Source organism: Oceanithermus desulfurans (genome assembly GCF_014201675.1).
In the GTDB taxonomy this organism is placed as follows: domain Bacteria; phylum Deinococcota; class Deinococci; order Deinococcales; family Marinithermaceae; genus Oceanithermus; species Oceanithermus desulfurans.
Window position 1 is genome coordinate 49,734 of sequence record NZ_JACHEZ010000006.1, and the last position, 17,939, is coordinate 67,672.

The following is a 17,939-nucleotide window of genomic DNA, read 5'->3' on the forward strand; positions in this document are numbered from 1 at the left end:
CCCCAGGAACCTTTCCTGGGAAAGGAGGGCACATGGAAAACGTCAAGTACCCGGGAATTCCCACCACCGGCGACGGGTCCGAGGCCGCCGTGTGGGTGGAGACGCACATCTCCCAGGCGGGGATTGCCTACCCGATCACACCCGCTACCAACATGGGGTACGGCTACCAGGTCGCGGTGGCCAACGGACGCACCAACCTATGGGGCGACGAGCTAGGTTTTCTGGAGCCCGAGTCGGAGCATTCCGCCGGATCCGCGGCCGAAGGCTTCGCCCTCGCGGGCGGTCGCGTGGCTTCGTTCACCGCCTCTCAGGGGCTGGTACTGCAAAAAGAGGTTCTGCACGTGATCTCGGGCAAGCGCCTGCCGGCCGTCTTTCACATCGGCGCGCGCGCCCTCACCAGCCAGGCGCTTAACATCCACGCCGGGCACGACGACGTCTACGCGGTGGCCGACACCGGATGGGGCATCCTCTTCGCCGCCAACGCCCAGGAGGTGGCCGACCTGGCGCTGATCGCCCGCCGCGCCGCCGAGGACAGCCACACCCCGTTCATGGTCGTTCAAGACGGCTTCCTCAACACCCACACGGTCGAGAACTTCAACCTCCCCGAGCCCGAGCTGATGAAGCAGTTCGTGGGCGACCCCAAGGCGAAGCTGCACAACTACTTCGACCCCGACAACCCGGTGCTCACCGGCGCGGTGGAAAACCAGGACGCCTACATGAAGGGGCGCATCGCCCAGCGCGCGTTTTACATGCAGGTCGTCCCCGCCCTGGAAAACGCCTTCCGCGAGTTCGAGGCCCTCACCGGCCGTCACTACGACTTCGCGGTGCCCTACCGCCTCGAGGACGCCGAGTACGCCATCGTGGGCATGGGCACGATGATGATGACCGCGGAGGCCGTCGTCGACGCGTTGCGGGAGCAGGGCATGAAGGTGGGCCTCCTCAAGGTCACCTCCTTCCGCCCCTTCCCGGGGGCGCGGGTCGTCGAGCTGCTGCAGCACCTGAAGGGCTTCGCGGTGCTCGAGCGCACGGACGAACCGCTGGCCGCGGCCAACCCCCTCACCCGCGAGATCAAGACCGCCTTCGCCGACGCCTGGGACGGCTACCCCGGCTTCCCCAAGATCGAGCGTCTGCCCAAGATCTACTCGGGTGCCGCCGGCCTCGGGGGACGCGACATCCGCCCGGCCGACCTCAAGACCGTCTTCGAGCACCTGGCCGCCGAAGACCCCCGGCGCTTCTTCGTCCTCAACATCAAGCACCCGCTGGCGCTCGAGGCCCGGGAGGTCTTCGACGTCACCGCCAAGGGCACCTTCCGCATGCGCGGCTACTCGGTGGGCGGCTTCGGCTCGGTGACGACGAACAAGGTCATCGCCTCCACCACCGCCGACCTCTTCGGTCTCTACGTGCAGGCCTTCCCCAAGTACGGCTCCGAGAAGAAGGGGCTGCCGACGAACTACTACCTCACCGTCGCCGAGGAGCCCGTGCGCGTGCGCAGCGAGCTGCGCGACGTCGAGATGATCGCCATCAACGACCCCAACGCGCTGCACTACACCAACCCCTTCTCGGGGCTGGCCAAGGGCGGCGTCGTCTGGCTGCAGTCGTCCGAGGCCGATCCCCGCGACGTCTGGGCGCAGGTGCCGGCGTGGGCGCGCAAGGTGATCCGCGAGAACGGCTACCGCCTCTACGCGATCGACACGGTCGCGATCGCGCGCGACGTCTCCTCGCGCCCTGATCTGGTGATGCGCATGCAGGGCATCGTGCTGCTCGGCGTCTACCTGCGGGTGGCCCCCTTCGTGGAGCGCCTCAGCCTCAGCGAGGACCAGCTCTGGGAACGGGTCGAGAAGATCATCCGCAAGTACTTTGGCAAGCGGGGTGAACAGGTCGTCAAGGACAACATGACCGCGATCCAGCGCGGCTACCGCGAGATCATCGAGGTACCCGCCGAGGTGATCGCCACCGAGCCCGAGGAGGTGGGGGCATGAAGGACAAGAAGATCGTGATGGGCGAGCTCGAGCTCGAACTGGAGCTGCTACCCGAGCCCGAGCCGCTGGACATCCCCAAGTTCAACCAGGACTTCAGGTCCGTCGTCGAGGCCTACAACGAGGGAAGCGCCGACCTGGAGATGCCGGCCGACGAGCGGCTGGCCCGCTCCCACATCGCCCCGGGTACCGGCTCGTACCGCGACTTTTCCTACATTGCGCCCGACATTCCCCACTACATCGCTTCCAACTGCACCGCCTGCATGGAGTGCGTGACCGAGTGCCCCGACACCGCCATCCTGGCCAAGGTGCTCCCCGAGAACCTCGTCGAGGAGGAGCTCGCCAAGATCGAGGACCCCGAGACCCGCGAGCGCATGCGCGCCCACTTCGCTAAGACCAAGAAGTTCTACGATCTGCCGCAGAAGAAGGGCAAGGAGGCGGGCCTCTTCTCGATCTTCGTCGACCCCACCAAGTGTAAGGGCTGCGCCGAGTGCGTGGCCGTCTGCGACGACGACGCCCTCGAGATGGTGCGCAAGGAAGGGGAGATGGTTCCCCACTACAAGGAGGAGTTCGACTTCTTCAAAAGCCTCCCCGACACCCCGATGGAGTACATCAACGAGCGCACCCCCATCGACCTGATGCTCACCGACAAGACCCACCTCTACGTGGGCGGCGCGGGGAGCTGCGCGGGATGCGGCGAGGCCACGGCGCTGCGCATGCTGGCGGCGGCCAACGCCTTCGCCTACGACGACCAGTGGGGCATCGTCGCGGCCACCGGCTGCAACACCGTCTACAGCTCGACCTACCCCTACAACCCCTTCCTGGTGCCCTGGACGAACTCGCTCTTCGAGAACGCCGCCACCGACGCGATGGGCATCCGCATGCGCTGGGACCAGATGGGCTGGCAGGACAAGAAGCTCTGGGTCGTCGGCGGCGACGGCGCGATGTTCGACATCGGCTTCCAGGCCCTCAGCCGCATGCTCGCCTCGGGGATGGACATCAACGTCATCATCCTCGACACCCAGGTCTACTCCAACACCGGCGGGCAGGCCTCGACGAGCACCTACATGGGTCAGGAGACCAAGATGTCGGCCTTTGGCAAGAAGCTGAAGGGCAAGACCGAGCACCGCAAGGAGATCGCCGAGATCCTGATGATGCACCCCGACGTCTTCGTGGCGCAGACGACCGCGGCCCACTTCAACCACTTCTACAAGGCGGTCTTCGCGGCCAACGAGTACGAGGGGCCCTCGGTGCTCGTCGTCTACACCACCTGCCAGCCGGAACACGGCGTGGCCGACGACGCCTCGGCGCGGCAGGCGCGCCTGGCCGTGGATAGCCGCACCTTCCCGGTCTTCGTCCACGACCCGCGCAAGGGCCAGCACCTGAGCGAACGCCTCGACCTGCGCATGAACCCGGCGATCTACGACGATTGGTACACCGACCCCAAGACCGGTCAGCCGCTTACCTTCATCGACTTCGCCCGCAGCGAGCAACGCTTCGCCAAGCACTTCGACAAGGACGGCAACCCCAGCGAGGTGCTGCTCGCGGTCCAGGAAGAGCGGCTCAAGAACTGGCGCCGGCTGCAGGAGCTGGCGGGCATCCTCGACAAGAAGAAGCAGAAGGCCGCGGGCGACTAGCCCGCAGCGCATGAACGCCGCAGGGCCCGGCCCTGCGGCGTTCGCCTGGCGGGCCGCCGCGGATCAGCCGAGCCGGGCCCCGAGGGGTTTCAGCATCTCCTTGAGCAGCTCCACCCGGCCCAGCGGGTAGAGGTGGGCCCCGTCCATGCCGGCGGCGTGCAGCTCGCGCAGGACGTGCTGCGCCGCGCGCATGCCCGCGGCGCGGCCTTCCCGCTCCAGGTCGGCCACCAGCGCCTCGGGGACCCGCGTCCAGCGGCCGACGTTGCGGGCCATCTTGAGTGAGCGCAGCGGCAGCACCCCCCAGAGGATGGGCACGGGGCTCCTTCCCCCCAGAGCGTCGAGGAAGGTGGCGGCGGTCTCCGGGCAGAAGACGGGCTGGGACTGGGCGAAACGGGCCCCGGCCTCCACCTTGGCCCAGAACTTCTCGGCTTCGGCCGCCAGGTCGGCCGCTCCCGGGTTGACGGCCACCCCCGGGGTCAGATCGGGAGCGCCTTCGAGGCTGCCGCCGCTGAGGTTTTCGCCGCGGTTGAGGCGGGCGATCGTCTCGACCAGCCCCACGGCACCGAACTCGTAGACGGGGCGGGCCTCGGGGTGATCGCCGCGCTCCGGGGGGTCGCCCCCCAGCACCAGGACGTTCTTCACCCCCAGCGCCCAGGCCCCCAGCAGGTCGGCCTGCAGCGCCAGCCGGTTGCGGTCGCGCGCGGTCAGGTGGGGGATCACCTCCACCCCCGTGTGGTGCTGGATCAGGTGCGCCAGCATGATGCTGTTCATCCGCAGGTTGGCCATGGGGGCGTCGGAGACGTTGACGGCGTCCACGTAGCCGCGCAGGATCAGGGCTTGTTTGAGGGTCGGGGCGGGATCAGCGCCGCGCGGAGGGTCCACCTCGGCGGTGAGCACGAAACCGTGGCCAAGTTTGTCGGTCAGGCGCATCGGGGCTCCTTCCTCCTCACCGGAGGAGGGAGATCGCTCCCTCCTCATCGTTCCCCCCTGGGGGCTGGCATTGGCACCTTGCGGATTCCCGCCGGTTGCCGCGGCGTCGTCGGGCCAGTTCCCTCGGCCGCTCGGGATGAGGAGCGTACGCACGGGCGTACTGGGTGGAAGTATACCTATGCAGTTCGGGCTTGTAAAGCTAGCCGCGGCGGCTGCGCTTGCGGTCCTCGCTGTCGAGCCAGATGGTGACGGGGCCGTCGTTGACCAGGGCCACCCGCATGTGGGCGCCGAACTCGCCGGTCTCGACGTGGACCCCCTGCCGCAATAGCGCTTCGACGAACCGCTCGTACCAGCGTCGTCCCTCGTCGGGGTCGGCGGCGGCGGTGAAGGAAGGGCGGTGGCCCTTACGGGTGTCGGCGTAGAGGGTGAACTGGCTGACGACCAGGGCCTCGCCGCCGGTGTCGAGGAGGCTCCGGTTCATCTTGCCCGCTTCGTCGGCGAAGATGCGCAGGTTCACCACCTTGCGCACCAGGTAGTCGAGGTCTTCGGCGGTGTCGCGGCGGCCGGCGGCGAACAGAATCAGAAGGCCGCCGGCGATCTCCCCGACGACCTCGTCCGCGACGGTTACGCTGGCCTGGGAAACGCGCTGGATCAACGCCCGCATAGGGGCATTCTACGCCGGGGTCAGAGACTGTAGGCGTAGTAGCCGTAGATGCCGGGGCCGGTGTGGGAGGCGATCACCGCGCCGATCTCGGAGGTGTAGACCTCCTCGATCCGGTCGCCGAGGGTGCGGATCTCTTCGCGCAGGGCGTGTACGGCCTCCTCGGCGCCGGTGTAGAGGTAGAAGACGCGTACCCGCTCCCGGCCTTCGGCCCAGTCGCGAAACGTCTTGACCATCTCCTTCAACGCCCGCTTTTCGCCGCGGGCGCGGCCCGCGGCGTCAACGACGCCGCCCCGCACCGTGAGGATGGGCTTGATGTTGAGCAGGTTGCCCAGAAAGGCCTGGGCGCCGCCGATGCGGCCGTTCTTGCGCAGGTAGTCCAGGGTGGCGACCACGAAGCGGACGATGTGGTCGTCGCGGATGCGCTCGAGCTCGTGTACGACCTCTTCGAGCCCGGTGCCCTCGCTGAGCAGTTCGTGCGCCCGCAGCACCATCATGCCGATGCCCGCCGAGGCGGCCTGCGAGTCGAAGACCTGCACCCGGCCGCCGTACTTCTCCGCGGCGATGCTGGCCGACTGGAAGGTGCCCGAGAGTTTCGAGGAGATGTGAATGGAGAGGACCCGGTCGGCGTGTTCGAGCGCCTCGGCGTAGGCCACCTCGAAGTCCTGGGGCGAGGGCTGGCTGGTCGTGGGCAGGTCGGTGCCCGCGGCCACCCCTTGGAACAGGTCCGTGGGGGTGATCTCCTCCCAGTCCTTGAAGGTCTTTCCTTGAAAGTGGACGTAGAGGGGTACGACGCGCACGCCGATGCGCGTCCGTAGTTCAGGGGGGATGTCGCTGGTGGAGTCGGTGACCAAGGCTACGTTCATGTCTTCCTCCCGTAAGGCTCTGGCTTGCGCTCTCAAAGCAGCATACCGACCGCCCGCGGGCGATCGTTGAACCGGGTACAAGGGCGGCCCGGCGCCGCGGTTGAAGTAACTATGCACCGGTGTTAGGCTTTGATGCATCATGTGGCGCGTTCTCGTGACCGACGAAATGCACCTGGGTGACCACGACCACCCCGACCTGCAGCTCGACTACCGCCCGGGCATGCCGCGCGAGGAGATCCTGGCCAGCATCGCGGACTACGACGCCCTGATCACCCGAAGCCGCACGCAGGTGGACCGCGAGCTGCTGGAGCGGGCGGCGCGGCTCAAGGTGATCGGGCGCGGGGGCGTGGGCGTGGACAACATCGACCTCGACGCCGCTTCCAGGCGCGGCATCCTGGTGATCAACGTTCCCGAGGCCAACACCCGCAGCGCCGCCGAGCTGGCCTTCGGCCTCATGCTCGCCGCGGCCCGCCTGGTGGCGCTTTCCGACCGGGAACTGCGCGACGGCCGCTGGAACCGCAAACACCTGGGCCGGGAGTTGATGAACAAGCGCCTGGGCATCGTGGGGCTGGGGCGCATCGGAGGGCAGGTGGCCCAGTTCGCCCGTGCCTTCGGGATGGAGGTCTGGGCCTACGATCCCTACATCTCCAGCAAGCGGGCCGAGACCCTCGGGGTGCGCCTGGTGGACCGCCTGGAGGCGTTGCTGCCCGAGGTGCAGTTCCTGACCGTGCACACGCCGCTGAACGAAGAGACCCGGGACCTGATCGGCCGGCGGGAGCTGTACCTGCTGCCCCGGGGCGCGGTCGTGGTCAACGCCGCCCGCGGCGGCATCGTCAACGAGCCCGCGCTTTACGACCTGCTGGAGGAAGGGCACCTCTTCGCGGTGGGTCTCGACGTCTTCGCGGTCGAGCCCCCCGACCCTGAGCACCCGCTGCTGCACCATCCGCGGGTGGTGCACACCGCCCACCTCGGCGCCAACACCGAAGAGGCGCAGGCGCGGGTGGGGCACGGCATCGTGGAGCGCGTCTACGAGGCGCTCTCGGGCAACTACGCCTACGCGATCAACGCGGGCTTCGACCCGGAGGCCTTTCAGGCGCTCAAGGGCTGGATGCCCCTGGCCGAGGCGCTGGGGCGGCTGCTGGCGCAGATCACCCGCGGCCGCGCCCAGACGCTGGAGGTTGCGGTCCTGGGAGGGTTCGAGTGCGAGCCCGAGCCCGTCTTCGCCGCGGTGGCCAAGGGGGTGCTCGAGCCCGTCATCGACGAGCCCGTCAACTACGTCTCCTCACGGCCGCGCTTGGAAGAGCGCGGCGTTCGTCTGATCAGCCGTCGCGACCCCGACGCCCGTGGCTACGCCCAGGCCATCGAGGTGCGGCTGGTAACGGACCAGGAGGAGCGCCGCGCTCTGGGAACGGTCCTCGCCGGCCGGCCGCGGCTGGTGCGCATCGACGACTACGCGCTGGAGATCGAGCCGACCGGCGCGGTCCTCGTCTGCATCAACCGCGACCAGCCGGGCGTCGTCGGCCGGGTGGGCACGCTGCTGGGCGAGGCCGGGGTCAACATCGCGGGGTTGCAGCTCGGGCGGGACCAGCCCGGCGGCCGCGCCCTCTTCGTCCTTGCCGTCGACCAGCCGCCGCCGGACGAGGTGCTCGAAGAGCTGCGCAATCTCGAGCTCCTGGAGCGGGTGGACGCCGCATGGCTGTGACCCGCTTGCGGCTGCTGACGCCGGGGCCCGTAAACCTGCACCCCGCGGCGCTGCAGGCCATGACGCGCCCGCAGCTGCACCACCGCAGCCCCGAAGCCGCGGCGCTCGTGCGTGCCCTGCGGGCGCGGCTCGCGGAGCTGCTGGGCACCCGCGGCGAGGTGCTGCTCGTGGGCGGGAGCGGCACCGCGGCCATGGAGGCGGTGGTGCGTGCTCTCTTCCGTCCCGGCGACCGCGTCTGGGTGCCCGTGGCGGGCAAGTTCGCCGAGCGCTGGGCGGAGATCGCGCGGGCGGCCGGGCTCGAGCCGCAGGTCAGCGAGCACCCCTGGGGCGCGGTCGTGGGCCCGGACGACCTGCCCCCGGGCCGTCTCGACGGCGCCTTGCTCACCCACTCGGAGACCTCGACGGGCGTGCTGCACCCGGTTCGCGAACTGGCCGCGGCGGTGCGGGCGCGGTCGCCCGAGGCCCTCGTCGTCGTCGACGCCGTCACTTCCTTTCTGGTCGCCGAGCTCGAGCTCGAGGCCTGGGGCCTGGACGCGGCCGTCAGCGGCAGCCAGAAGGGCGCGATGGCGCCTCCCGGGCTCGCGTTCGCCTGGCTCGCGCCGCGCGCCCTGGAGCGGCTGCGCCCCGCGGGCTACTACCTCGACCTCGGCCGCGACCTGACCGCCCAGCGCCGGGGGCAGACGGCGTTCACGCCCCCGATCCAGATCATCGAGGCCGTCCACGACGTCCTCGAGGCCGTCTGGCCGCAGGGGCGCGACGACCTGGCGCGTCACTGGGCGGCGAAGCGCGAGGCCAACGCCCGCTTCTACGCGCGCGGCGCCGAGCTGGGCCTGCGCCCGGTTCCCACGCGCGAGGAGGCGCGAAGCCCCGCCACCGCCGCGTTCTACCTGCCGGAGGGCTGGACCGCAGAAGCCCTTTCCGCGGCCTTCGCGGAGCGCGGCTGGCGGGTGGCCGGGGGGCAGGGACCCTTGAAGGGCCGCATCTTCCGGGTCTCGGCGATGGGCTACTTCACGCGCGCGGAGCTGGAGCGCGCCTACGGCGACTTCACCGCGGTGCTTCGTCGTTCCTGAGCGCTTCTTCCAGGATCCGGTCGGCCTCGGCGGGGTCGTAGACCGCCCGCGCGCCGCCGATCAGCCGGGGGCGGGAGAAGCCGCCGCTGAGGGGGGCGTGGCCGAGCCGCAGGTCGCCCAGCGGTACCGGAACCACCACGGGCCGCAGGTGCATGCCGATCAGGACGCCGCCGATGTCGAGGCCGTAGCGCGCCGAAGCGGCCATGTCGGCGACCACGGCGGGATCGGGCAGCAGCTTGCGGTAGACCGCCGCGAGTGCGCCGCCCGCCTTGGGAACGGGAACGACGTTGACGGGCTCGAGCCCCAGCAGCCGTGCGCGGTTCGCCGGCAGCACCAGGCTGCGGTTGACGTGTTCGCAGCCCTGCACTGCCAGCACCACCCCCCGCGGCGCCAGCTCGGGCAGCAGCGCCTCCAGCAGCTCCAGGGCCAGCGTCGGGTCGCCGGCCTTGCCGTAGCGTTCGCCGCGCACCGCGCTCGTCGATCCGCCCAGCACCATGAGGTCGCCCGGCTCCGGCGGCGCCGCCGCGAAGACGCGCCGGACGGCCTCGATAAGGGGTGCGGCGAGTTCGAGTGGCATGTCAGAAGGCGCTGTCCAGGTCGGGGCGCAGGCGCTGGGCCTCGCCCAGGTAGACGTGGCGGATGGCCTCGGGCGGCGCGTCGGTGTTCCAAAGCGCCAGGATCCGGATCACCCGGGGCAGCGACCCGGGCACGGGCACCTCGCGCGCCGAGAGCAGCGGCACCCGGTTCATGCCCAGCTGGCGGGCCGCCTCGGCGGGGAACGCGGAGCTCAGGTCCTCGGTGACGGTGAAGATCAGCGCCGCGAGCTCGGCGGGGTCGCGGATGTCGTTGCGCTCCAGGATGGCCTCGAGCAGCCTCCGCGTCGCCGCCAGAATCTCCTCGGGGGTGTCCTGCTCGACGGTGATGGCGCCGCGAATGCCCCGTACCATGTGGGTCATTCTACCCGCAGCCCGCGGCGCGGGAGCAACAGCCGATCATCGGCTTCGAGGACGAGCTCGCGCTCGGCGGCCAGCTCCCGGCCGTCGCGGACGATCCCGCGGATCTCGAAGGTGAGTTCGCCGACGCGCAGGCCGGCGAAGGGTGCGGCGGCGATGGACTCTGCGGCCAGGTTCTGCTCGGGGAAGACCTGCACCGGGGTGAGCACGTAGGCCACGAAGATGGCCGGCAGCGCCAGCGGCAGCACCGCGTAGCCGCCGAACTCGCTGACGAGCAGGAGAGCGGCGAAGGGCGTGCGCACCACGCCGGCGAGCAGCGCCCCCATCCCCACCAGCGCGGCGGCCTGGGCGTCGGGGGCGTAGGCCGGCAGGGCGCGCGCCAGGGCCACCGCGTAGAGGCCGCCGAGCGCGAGGGTGGGTCCGATCAGCGCCCCGTAGCCCCCCAGGCCGTAGACGAGGCCGAGGAGAAGGGTGCGCACCGCCGCCAGCAGCACGAGAAAGGCGACGGGCAGGATGGGGGTGCTGCCGAGCTCCACCCAGACGAGGCCGTCGCCCAGGGTCTGCGGCAGCAGCGCGGCCACCGCGGCCACGATCAACCCCAGCAGGGCGTGCCGGGGCATGAACGACAGGCCCGCCGAGGCCCGGCGCACCGCGCGCACCGCGTGCACGAGCAACGTGCCCACCGCGGCCATCAGCGCGCCCAGCAGCAGCGCGAAGCCGAGGTGGTACCAGCGCGGCGGCAGCGGCTGCAACGAAAGCAGCGGTTCGTACCCCCAGAAGGCGCCGTAGACGGTGAAGCCGGCCAGGGCGCCGATCAGCGCCGGGCCCAGCGAAGCGATGGCGAGGACGAGGCCGGGGAAGAAGATCTCGACGGCCAGCAGCGCGCCGCCCACGGGGGCGTGGAAGGCGGCGGCGAACCCCGCCGCGAGGCCGGCGAAGGGCAGGTGGCGGGCGAGGTCCGCGGGCAGGAAGCGGCGCCCCAGGGCGTCGCCCATCCAGTCGCCGAGCACTGCCATGGGGCCCTCGCGGCCCATCGGCGAGCCCGCCCCCAGCTCCACCAGGCTGCCCAGGGCGTAGCGGAGCTTCTCGCGCAGCGTGGCCCGGGCGGTCTGGTGGTAGGCGGCGATGATCTTGGCCAGGCCGCGGTTGTGCCCCAGCAGCGAGGCGCCGGCGAAGAGGAGCGGCAAGAGAAGCAGCAGGACCCAGGGGTGGGGGTTGCGGAAGGTGTGCAGCAACCCGTTCTCTCCCGAGTAGCCCGGGGGAAGGTAGCCCACGAGGTAACCGAGCACGTACTCCTGAACCTGGTAGAGCAGCCAGGTGAACGAGGCGGCGACCAGCCCGACCAGCAGGCCCAGACCGGCGCTGTAGGCGATGAGGGTGAGGACGTGCCGCCGATCCATTACCAAAATTCTACTTGTTCGAGTTCCATGCCGGGTTGCAGCGCCGCGGGCGCAAGCCCCAAAGCGGCGCGCCCCCCGGCCGCGGCCCAGGCGAGCGTGCGTTCCGGGGGCTGGCCGTGGCGCGCGAGCAGCGCGATCTCGTCGCGCACGTCCAGCGAGGGGGCGCTGGCCCGCGAGTCGGTGCCCAGCGCCAGCGGGACGCCGTGCCGCAGGTAGAGGTCGTAGGGCGGCAGGCCCGCTCCGAGCCCCAGGTTCGAGCGCGGGCAGCTCACCACTGCCACGCGGTGTTCGGCCAGCAGCCGTACGTCGGCTTCGTCCACCTGGACGCCGTGCACCAGCGTGGGCTGGGCCTCAAGCACCCCCAGCTCGGCCAGGTAGGCGACGGGGGAGAGGCCCGTCGGGTGCAGGTCGGTGGGCCAGCCCTGCTCGCGGAAGAACTCCGCCAGCTCACCCTCGCGGCGCAGGAAGTAGGCGCGCTCGCCGGGGCTCTCCGCCGCGTGGATCTGGAGCGGGACGTCGAGTTCGCGCGCGAGGGCGACGACCCCGCGCATCAGGCCGGGGGTGAGCGAGTAGGGGGCATGGGGCGAGAGGCCCACCCGCGGCCCGCCCGGCCGTTCGCGCCGCTTCCAGCGCTCGAGCCGCTCGCGGGTGGCCTCCAGGATCTCGGCCTCGCGACGGGGCGGCACCAGCCCCAGCACCTCCCAGTAGACGACGCCGGCGGCGGGGCCCTCTTCGAGCCACCAGTCCACCACCTCCGCGCGCGCGGCGATGTCGCCCAGCAGCCGCTGGGGGGCGTGCTCTACGGCGCGCATGGCGGCCGCGTGGCCGCGGCGGTCCGCCTGGCCGACGACGTGGCGCACGAAGTCAGGAAAGGGCCCGGTGAAGGTGGGGCCGAGGCCCAGGTCGAGGTGGGTGTGGGCGTTCGCGAGGGGCGGGCCCAGGTAGCGGCCCTTCGCCACCGTGGCGGCCGAGGGGTAGCGTCGCCGCAGGTCGGCGAGGCCGCCGGTCGCGAGCACGCGCCGGCCGTCGGTGACGAGGCCGGCGTCCGCGCGTACCGTGCCGCCGATCAGCACCCAAGCAGCGGTCCAGAGCTCCAGTTCGGGCATGGTCAGGCGACGGGAGGGGCGAGCAGCGCCTCCACGTCGGGTTCGGCGACGATCTCGTAGAAGACGTTGCGCTCGGCGGGGCGGAAGCCGGCCTCCACGATCTGGCGCACGATCTCGCGCACCGTCGCCGAGCGGCGCACGTTCCCCGAGGCGGCGGAGACGACGTTCTCCTCGAGCATGGTGCTGCCGAAGTCGTTGGCGCCGTAGTAGAGCGCGGTCTGGGCCACCTTGAAGCCCATCGTCGGCCAGCTGGCCTGGTGGCCGGCGACGTTGTCGAGGGCGATGCGGGCGACGGCCAAAGTTTGCAGGTACTCGTGGGCCGTGGCCCCCGGGAGCCGGCCGGCGAGGCGGGTGTTCTCGACCTGCATCGTCCAGAGCGCGAAGCCGGAGAAGCCGTGGCCGTAGCGCTCCAGCGCCCGGTCCTGCAGCTCGCGCAGGACGAGCAGGTGCTCCACCCGCTCCTCGGGCCCCTCGCCCATGCCGATGACCATGCTGGCGAGCGAGTACATGCCCTGGGCCAGCACCTCCTCGACGATCCGCACCCAGTCGGCCGTGGGGATGCGGGCGGGGGCGGCGGCGTGGCGGACGCGGTCGACCAGGATCTCCGCCCCCGCGCCGGGCACCCCGTCGAGGCCGGCGGCCTTCAGGCGCTCCAGCACCTCGCGCGCGCTCAGTCCGGTCAGCTTTTCCAGCCCCAGGATCTCCTCGGGGCTGAAGGCGTCGATGCGCACCTGGGGGTGGTGCTCTTTGAGGTAGCGCAGCAGCTCTTCGTACCATTCGAGCGGCAGGTGGGGGTTGACCCCGCCCTGCATGAGGATGCGCCGGCCACCCACGGCCTCGAGCTCGGCCACCTTCCGGCCGATCTCCTCGTAGCTGAGGGTGTAGGCGTCGGGCTGGCGGTCGGTGCGGTAGAAGGCGCAGTAGCCGCAGGCCACGGTGCAGACGTTGGAGTAGTTGATGTTGCGGTCGATCAGGTAGGTGACGTAGTCGGGGTGGGCGCGCTCGAGCCGCAGCGCGTGGGCCACCGCGGCCACTTCGGGAAGCGGGCGGCGGTAGAGTTCGAGAAGCTCCTCGCGCCCCAACCGTTCCCCCCGCGCGGCGCGGTCCAGGACGTCCATGCCGCCATGCTACCACCCGCCGGCCTACAATAAAGTCATGGAACTCAAGAAGGTGCCCATCGAAAAGCCGGAGACGGTGAACGTGATCCTGGGCCACGCCCACTTCATCAAGACGGTCGAGGACCTGCACGAGGCGCTGGTGCAGTCGGTGCCGGGCATCCGCTTCGGCCTCGCCTTCAACGAGGCCAGCCAGGAGCGGCTGGTACGCAAGAGCGGCAGCGACGACGCGCTCGTCGAGCTGGCGGTGAAGAACGCCCTGGCCGTGGGTGCGGGGCACTTCTTCATCGTGGTGCTGGGCGAGGGGGTCTTCCCGATCAACGTGATGCACGCTCTGCGCACCGTGCCCGAAGTCGTCGGCCTCTATGCGGCCACGGCCAACCCGGTCGCGGTCCTCGTCGCCGAAGACGGCGACCAGCGGGCGGTTCTCGGTGTCTTCGACGGCCAGACGCCGCTGGGCGTGGAGGACGAGGCGGCCACCGCACACCGCAAGGGTTTCCTGCGCACGATCGGCTACAAGCTTGGCTAGCCGTGCTAGGCTTGGGCTCATGATCAGCGAAGGGACCAAGGCCCCCGACTTCGCCCTGCCCGACCAGGAGGGCGGGCTCCACCGGCTCGGCGACTACGCCGGGCGCTGGCTGGTGCTCTACTTCTACCCCAAGGACAACACCCCCGGCTGCAGCCAGGAAGCGCGCGACTTTAACGCCCTGGCAGGCCGCTTCCAGGCGCGGGGCGCGGCCGTCCTGGGCGTTTCCAAGGACACCGTGGCGAGCCACCGCCGCTTCGCGGAGAAGCTGGGGCTGCGCTTTCCGCTCCTGGCCGACCCCGAAACCGAAGTGATCCGCGCCTACGGTGCCTGGGGCAAGAAGAAGCTCTACGGCAAGGAGTACGAGGGCACGATCCGCTCGACCGTCCTCATCGACCCGGAGGGCCGGGTGGCGCGCGTCTGGCCCAAGGTACGGGTGAAGGGGCACGCCGAGGCGGTGCTGGTCGAGCTCGAGCGCCTGCAGGAGGAGCGTCGTGGATCTTGAGGCCCTGAAGCAGCGCGCGGCCGAGGCCGCGGTGGGCTACGTGCACTCGGGCATGCGTCTGGGCCTGGGGACCGGCACCACCACCCGCTGGGCGGTGGAGCGCATCGGGGCCCTGCTGGCCGCGGGCGAACTCGCGGACGTGGTGGGCGTGCCCACCTCGCGCGCCACCGAGGCGCTGATGCGGCGGGTGGGGATCCCCGTCGTCGAGCTCGACGAGCGGGGCGTGGACCTGGCCATCGACGGCGCCGACGAGATCGCCCCCGACCTGACCCTTATCAAGGGTCACGGCGGAGCGCTTTTGCGCGAAAAGATCGTGGAGGCCGCGGCCGGCCGCTTTATCGTGATCGCCGACCACACCAAGCGGGTCCACGTGATCGGCGAAAAGAAAGCCGTTCCCATCGAGATCGCCCGCTTCGGCTGGCGGCGCACGGTGAGCCGCATCGAAGCCCTGGGGGCCCGTTGCACGGTGCGCCTCGACGGCCACCGGGAACCGGCCCTGAGCGACAACGGCAACCTGCTCGTCGACGCTCACTTCGGCCCCATCGGCGATCCGCGGGGCCTCGAGCAGCAGCTGCTCGCCCTCCCGGGCGTCTTCGAGGTGGGGCTGTTCATCGGAATGGCCGATCTGGCCATCGTGGCCGGACCCGATGGCAGGCTGGAGGAACTCTCATGAGGCACGTCTTTACTCCCTGGAAGTCGCGCAGCGACCTTCCCGCGCCGCTCCAAGAGGCGGTGCGCACCTGGGCCCACGAGCACGAAGTGGGGGAGGTGGCCCTCGAGCCCATGGGCGAGCTCTTCGCCGTGCGGCTCAACATGAGCGCCGACCCGGTGCCCGGGATCTACGTTCCCGCCGCGGCGCTGGCGGATCCGGAGGCGCTCTTGGAAATGCTGGACGCGGCGCTCGAGGTTTACTATGCTGAACTTAACTTAAACCAGTAGCTTCGAGCTTCGCAAAGGAGGTGCCCCATGGCAGCACGTGGAGACTGGCTGGAGTACACCCGCGAACGCGCACCCGAGGGCGTCCCCCAGGACGTCTACGACGTGGTCCGCCGCTGGCTGGAGACCCACGAGGTGGCCGAGGTGGACCTGGAGCCGATGAACGGCTACTACGCCATTCACATCAACGGCGCGCCGGAGCCGGTGCCCGGCGTCTTCCTGCCCAAGACGCTGGAGCACGACCCCCAGGCCGTACGCGACCTGCTGGACGCCGCCTTCGCCGTCTACGAACAGGAGATCGCCGCTCACTAGGAGGTCGTTTTGCCCACCGTCGACTTTTACTGCAAGAAGACCTGCAAGTCCTGTCAGAAGGCCCAGCGGTGGCTCGACGAGCACGGCGTCGACTACCGGTTCATCGACTACACCAAGCAGCTCCCGCCGCGGGAGGTCGTCGAGGCGGCCCTGCGCGAGCGGGGCGCCCAGGCCCTGCGCAAACGCCACCCCAGATTCAAGGAGCTCAAAGACGCCGGACTCGAGGTATGGTTGCGCGAGGTCGAGGCCGACCCCAACCTGCTCGGCCGCCCGATCCTGGTCTGGCCCGACGGCCGCTGGGTGATGGGCTTCGGCCCTGACTGGGAGGACCTCTTCGCATGAACGACCCGCTCGTGCGTCTGAGGGGCCTGGGCAAACGGTACGGCAACACGGAAGCGCTGGGGGGCCTCGATCTCGAGGTCGAGGCGGGCGAGGCCTTCGGCCTCCTCGGACCCAACGGCGCGGGAAAGACGACGACGCTGCGCATCCTCGCCACCCTGATCCGCCCCTCTTCGGGGGAGGCCTGGGTGAACGGCCACAGCGTGCTGCGCGACCCTCTGGCCGTCCGCCGCAGCCTGGGCATCGTCAACGGTGGAATGGGCCTGTACGAGCGGTTGACCGGCCGGGAAATCCTTCACTTCTTCGGTCGCTTCTACGGCCTGGACGAAGGTGAGCTCGAAGCGCGCGTTCGCTGGCTCGACGAACTGCTCGGCCTGGGTCCCGTCCTCGACAAGCGCGTCGAGGAAATGTCGAGCGGGATGATACAGAAGATCGTCGTCGGCCGCGCCATCCTGCACCGGCCGCCGGTGCTGTTGCTTGACGAGGCCACCCAGGGCCTCGACGTCTTCGCCCGGCGCGCGCTCCTCGACTTCGTCCAGGAGTACAAGGCCACGGGGCATACGATCGTCTACTCGACCCACGTGCTGCCCGAGGCCGAGGAGGTCTGCGACCGCGTGGGCTTCCTGCACCGGGGCCGGCTGCTCTTCGTCGGCCGCGTGGCGGAGGCCAAAGAGCGCTACGCCACCGACTCGCTGGAACGCGCCTTCATCCGCGCCGCCGAGGAGGTGCCGGAGTGAAAGCCTGGTACTACGTCGCCCTCAAGGAGATCGTCAGCACCTGGCGCGACAAGCGCACCATCCGCAACGTCCTGGTGCTGCCGGTGCTGCTGATGCCGCTGTTCATGTACGGTCCGGCCTTCCTCATGAGCGACATCGAGTCCCGCACCCAGGCCGCGGTGCAAAAGGTCGGGGTGCGGGACCTGCCGCCGGAGGTCCTGGAGCTCTTCGCCCCGGCGAACCTCGAACCGGTCCCGGTCGACGATCCCCGGGCCGCCGTCGAGGCCGAGCGGGTGGACGCCGCGCTCGTCTGGCGCGACGGCCGCTTCGTCATCTACGCCATGGAGGGCGCCAAGCCGGTCAAGGCTGGCCTGGTCGTGGCCAAGGTGCGCCGGGTGCTCGACCGTTACAAGGACGCGCTGGTCGCCGAGCGTCTGCGCGCGGTCGGTCTCGACCCGGGGGTGCTGGCGCCGTTCGCGGTCGAGGTGAACGACGTCTCGCCGCCGGAGGCTCAGGGCGCGGGCGTGCTCGGCGGGATGATCCCCTACTTTCTGATGCTCTTCATCATGATGGGGGCGATGGCCGTCGTCATCGACGCCACCGCCGGGGAGAAGGAGAAGGGCACGCTCGAGGCGCTGCTCGCCGCGCCGGTGGCCCACCTGGAGCTCGCCACCGGCAAGATGTTCGCCGGACTCGTCTTCGCCGTGGTCACCTCGATCAGCGGTCTCGCGGGGCTGCTGCTCGGCGGGGCGCTCTTCCGCAGCCTGGCGCGGGGCGCGACCTTCGAGGCCATGAGCGGCAGCTTTTCGCTCTCGCCTATGTCCACGCTCCTCCTCTTCGTGACCGCGGTCCTCTACGCCGCCTTCATTACCGCGTTGCTCGTCGCCGTCGGCATGTACGCGCGCAGCTACAAGGAGGCCCAGACCTACGTCAGCCCCCTTTACATGGTGCTGGTCGTGCCGCTGCTCGTCCTCATGTTCGCCTCCGACTTCCTCAGCCAGAACCTGTGGCTCTACGCCCTCCCGGTCTTCAACGTCTACCTGGCGATCGATCAGATCATCAAGGCTCAGATCGGCTCGGCGGCGCTGATCGTCACCTGGATCAGCAGCCTCTTCTACGTGGCCGCGGCCACCTACTGGGCGTCGCGCAACTTCTCCGACGAGGGCGTGCTGTTTCGCAACTGACCCTT

The 17,939-nt window shown here is 70.2% G+C and carries 20 protein-coding genes and 1 riboswitch; of the genes, 12 read left to right on the forward strand and 8 right to left on the reverse strand.

The features are described from left to right. Window positions 1–32: 32 nt before the first annotated feature. Together HNQ05_RS08495 and HNQ05_RS08500 are read left to right on the forward strand one after the other, a co-directional pair. Window positions 33–1,979, forward strand: coding sequence for a 2-oxoacid:acceptor oxidoreductase family protein (locus tag HNQ05_RS08495; protein ID WP_147146121.1), 1,947 nt, complete (start codon window positions 33–35; stop codon window positions 1,977–1,979). Next, entirely contained in the window at window positions 1,976–3,613 is a 1,638-nt protein-coding gene (locus HNQ05_RS08500) for a thiamine pyrophosphate-dependent enzyme (RefSeq protein ID WP_147146120.1), read from the forward strand. The genes HNQ05_RS08495 and HNQ05_RS08500 overlap by 4 nt, the downstream gene beginning before the upstream one ends. A 63-nt stretch (window positions 3,614–3,676) precedes the next feature. Here HNQ05_RS08500 and HNQ05_RS08505 read toward each other — a convergent pair whose 3' ends face one another. The 3 genes from HNQ05_RS08505 to HNQ05_RS08515 form a co-directional block, all read right to left on the reverse strand. Further along, window positions 3,677–4,543 (reverse strand): methylenetetrahydrofolate reductase, encoded by an 867-nt coding sequence (locus HNQ05_RS08505; protein WP_147146118.1) that lies wholly within the window; start codon window positions 4,541–4,543, stop codon window positions 3,677–3,679. A 41-nt stretch (window positions 4,544–4,584) separates the two neighbouring features. Then, window positions 4,585–4,686, reverse strand: a riboswitch (SAM riboswitch). Window positions 4,687–4,742: 56 nt separating this feature from the next. After that, on the reverse strand, window positions 4,743–5,207 hold the full coding sequence (gene dtd / locus HNQ05_RS08510) for a D-aminoacyl-tRNA deacylase (RefSeq protein ID WP_147146115.1): 465 nt from the start codon (window positions 5,205–5,207) through the stop codon (window positions 4,743–4,745). Between the two features lie 20 nt (window positions 5,208–5,227). Further along, window positions 5,228–6,070, reverse strand: a complete 843-nt coding sequence (locus tag HNQ05_RS08515; RefSeq protein WP_147146112.1) for a fatty acid kinase binding subunit FakB — start codon at window positions 6,068–6,070, stop codon at window positions 5,228–5,230. Between the two features lie 139 nt (window positions 6,071–6,209). Between HNQ05_RS08515 and serA the strand changes: the two genes are divergently transcribed. Further along, window positions 6,210–7,772, forward strand: coding sequence for a phosphoglycerate dehydrogenase (gene serA / locus HNQ05_RS08520; protein WP_147146110.1), 1,563 nt, complete (start codon window positions 6,210–6,212; stop codon window positions 7,770–7,772). Further along, on the forward strand, window positions 7,763–8,842 hold the full coding sequence (locus HNQ05_RS08525) for a pyridoxal-phosphate-dependent aminotransferase family protein (RefSeq protein ID WP_147146108.1): 1,080 nt from the start codon (window positions 7,763–7,765) through the stop codon (window positions 8,840–8,842). Before serA ends, HNQ05_RS08525 begins: the two co-directional genes overlap by 10 nt. Here the strand turns inward: HNQ05_RS08525 and HNQ05_RS08530 are convergent. The 5 genes from HNQ05_RS08530 to mqnC are packed head-to-tail and all read right to left on the reverse strand — an operon-like array spanning window position 8,817 to window position 13,419. Continuing rightward, complete coding sequence (locus HNQ05_RS08530; protein ID WP_147146106.1) at window positions 8,817–9,419, reverse strand: DUF436 family protein; 603 nt, start codon at window positions 9,417–9,419, stop codon at window positions 8,817–8,819. The genes HNQ05_RS08525 and HNQ05_RS08530 overlap by 26 nt on opposite strands. A gap of 1 nt (window position 9,420) precedes the next feature. Further along, a complete protein-coding gene (aroH, locus tag HNQ05_RS08535) occupies window positions 9,421–9,789 on the reverse strand; it encodes a chorismate mutase (RefSeq protein WP_147146103.1) in 369 nt (122 codons plus the stop codon). Window positions 9,790–9,794: 5 nt separating this feature from the next. Continuing rightward, on the reverse strand, window positions 9,795–11,195 hold the full coding sequence (locus tag HNQ05_RS08540) for a chloride channel protein (RefSeq protein ID WP_147146101.1): 1,401 nt from the start codon (window positions 11,193–11,195) through the stop codon (window positions 9,795–9,797). Then, window positions 11,195–12,301: an amidohydrolase family protein gene (locus HNQ05_RS08545; protein WP_147146099.1), complete on the reverse strand. Its 1,107-nt coding sequence runs from the start codon at window positions 12,299–12,301 to the stop codon at window positions 11,195–11,197. Before HNQ05_RS08545 ends, HNQ05_RS08540 begins: the two co-directional genes overlap by 1 nt. Before the next feature lie 2 nt (window positions 12,302–12,303). Further along, window positions 12,304–13,419, reverse strand: coding sequence for a cyclic dehypoxanthinyl futalosine synthase (gene mqnC / locus HNQ05_RS08550; RefSeq protein WP_147146097.1), 1,116 nt, complete (start codon window positions 13,417–13,419; stop codon window positions 12,304–12,306). A 37-nt stretch (window positions 13,420–13,456) separates the two neighbouring features. Between mqnC and HNQ05_RS08555 the strand changes: the two genes are divergently transcribed. Genes HNQ05_RS08555 through HNQ05_RS08590 form a run of 8 tightly spaced genes read left to right on the forward strand, consistent with a single transcriptional unit; the run spans window position 13,457 to window position 17,934 of the window. Then, on the forward strand, window positions 13,457–13,945 hold the full coding sequence (locus HNQ05_RS08555) for an adenosine diphosphatase (RefSeq protein WP_147146095.1): 489 nt from the start codon (window positions 13,457–13,459) through the stop codon (window positions 13,943–13,945). Between the two features lie 19 nt (window positions 13,946–13,964). Next, the gene (locus HNQ05_RS08560) at window positions 13,965–14,447 is read left to right on the forward strand and encodes a peroxiredoxin (protein WP_147146093.1); all 483 of its coding nucleotides are present in this window, start codon (window positions 13,965–13,967) and stop codon (window positions 14,445–14,447) included. Continuing rightward, the gene (rpiA, locus tag HNQ05_RS08565; protein WP_147146091.1) at window positions 14,437–15,120 is read left to right on the forward strand and encodes a ribose 5-phosphate isomerase A; all 684 of its coding nucleotides are present in this window, start codon (window positions 14,437–14,439) and stop codon (window positions 15,118–15,120) included. The genes HNQ05_RS08560 and rpiA overlap by 11 nt, the downstream gene beginning before the upstream one ends. Continuing rightward, window positions 15,117–15,386 (forward strand): hypothetical protein, encoded by a 270-nt coding sequence (locus HNQ05_RS08570; protein WP_147146089.1) that lies wholly within the window; start codon window positions 15,117–15,119, stop codon window positions 15,384–15,386. Before rpiA ends, HNQ05_RS08570 begins: the two co-directional genes overlap by 4 nt. A 27-nt stretch (window positions 15,387–15,413) precedes the next feature. Then, window positions 15,414–15,695: a hypothetical protein gene (locus tag HNQ05_RS08575; RefSeq protein WP_013457704.1), complete on the forward strand. Its 282-nt coding sequence runs from the start codon at window positions 15,414–15,416 to the stop codon at window positions 15,693–15,695. Between the two features lie 9 nt (window positions 15,696–15,704). Next, window positions 15,705–16,037 carry an arsenate reductase family protein gene (locus tag HNQ05_RS08580; protein WP_147146086.1) on the forward strand — a complete coding sequence of 111 codons (333 nt, stop codon included), beginning with the start codon at window positions 15,705–15,707 and terminating at the stop codon, window positions 16,035–16,037. Continuing rightward, the gene (locus tag HNQ05_RS08585) at window positions 16,034–16,771 is read left to right on the forward strand and encodes an ABC transporter ATP-binding protein (RefSeq protein ID WP_147146084.1); all 738 of its coding nucleotides are present in this window, start codon (window positions 16,034–16,036) and stop codon (window positions 16,769–16,771) included. The genes HNQ05_RS08580 and HNQ05_RS08585 overlap by 4 nt, the downstream gene beginning before the upstream one ends. Beyond that, a complete protein-coding gene (locus HNQ05_RS08590; protein ID WP_147146082.1) occupies window positions 16,768–17,934 on the forward strand; it encodes an ABC transporter permease in 1,167 nt (388 codons plus the stop codon). The genes HNQ05_RS08585 and HNQ05_RS08590 overlap by 4 nt, the downstream gene beginning before the upstream one ends. The last annotated feature ends 5 nt before the right edge of the window (window positions 17,935–17,939 follow it).

Excerpts from the sequence above, each read along its gene's own strand:
- HNQ05_RS08495 (WP_147146121.1), top strand. The coding sequence starts at position 33 with ATGGAAAACGTCAAGTACCCGGGAATTCCCACCACCGGCGACGGGTCC.
- HNQ05_RS08500 (WP_147146120.1), top strand. The coding sequence starts at position 1,976 with ATGAAGGACAAGAAGATCGTGATGGGCGAGCTCGAGCTCGAACTGGAG.
- dtd (WP_147146115.1), bottom strand. The coding sequence starts at position 5,207 with ATGCGGGCGTTGATCCAGCGCGTTTCCCAGGCCAGCGTAACCGTCGCG.
- mqnC (WP_147146097.1), bottom strand. The coding sequence starts at position 13,419 with ATGGACGTCCTGGACCGCGCCGCGCGGGGGGAACGGTTGGGGCGCGAG.
- HNQ05_RS08505 (WP_147146118.1), bottom strand. The coding sequence starts at position 4,543 with ATGCGCCTGACCGACAAACTTGGCCACGGTTTCGTGCTCACCGCCGAG.
- serA (WP_147146110.1), top strand. The coding sequence starts at position 6,210 with ATGTGGCGCGTTCTCGTGACCGACGAAATGCACCTGGGTGACCACGAC.
- aroH (WP_147146103.1), bottom strand. The coding sequence starts at position 9,789 with ATGGTACGGGGCATTCGCGGCGCCATCACCGTCGAGCAGGACACCCCC.
- HNQ05_RS08575 (WP_013457704.1), top strand. The coding sequence starts at position 15,414 with ATGGCAGCACGTGGAGACTGGCTGGAGTACACCCGCGAACGCGCACCC.
- HNQ05_RS08515 (WP_147146112.1), bottom strand. The coding sequence starts at position 6,070 with ATGAACGTAGCCTTGGTCACCGACTCCACCAGCGACATCCCCCCTGAA.
- HNQ05_RS08525 (WP_147146108.1), top strand. The coding sequence starts at position 7,763 with ATGGCTGTGACCCGCTTGCGGCTGCTGACGCCGGGGCCCGTAAACCTG.
- HNQ05_RS08570 (WP_147146089.1), top strand. The coding sequence starts at position 15,117 with ATGAGGCACGTCTTTACTCCCTGGAAGTCGCGCAGCGACCTTCCCGCG.
- HNQ05_RS08545 (WP_147146099.1), bottom strand. The coding sequence starts at position 12,301 with ATGCCCGAACTGGAGCTCTGGACCGCTGCTTGGGTGCTGATCGGCGGC.
- HNQ05_RS08555 (WP_147146095.1), top strand. The coding sequence starts at position 13,457 with ATGGAACTCAAGAAGGTGCCCATCGAAAAGCCGGAGACGGTGAACGTG.
- HNQ05_RS08530 (WP_147146106.1), bottom strand. The coding sequence starts at position 9,419 with ATGCCACTCGAACTCGCCGCACCCCTTATCGAGGCCGTCCGGCGCGTC.
- HNQ05_RS08540 (WP_147146101.1), bottom strand. The coding sequence starts at position 11,195 with ATGGATCGGCGGCACGTCCTCACCCTCATCGCCTACAGCGCCGGTCTG.
- HNQ05_RS08560 (WP_147146093.1), top strand. The coding sequence starts at position 13,965 with ATGATCAGCGAAGGGACCAAGGCCCCCGACTTCGCCCTGCCCGACCAG.
- HNQ05_RS08585 (WP_147146084.1), top strand. The coding sequence starts at position 16,034 with ATGAACGACCCGCTCGTGCGTCTGAGGGGCCTGGGCAAACGGTACGGC.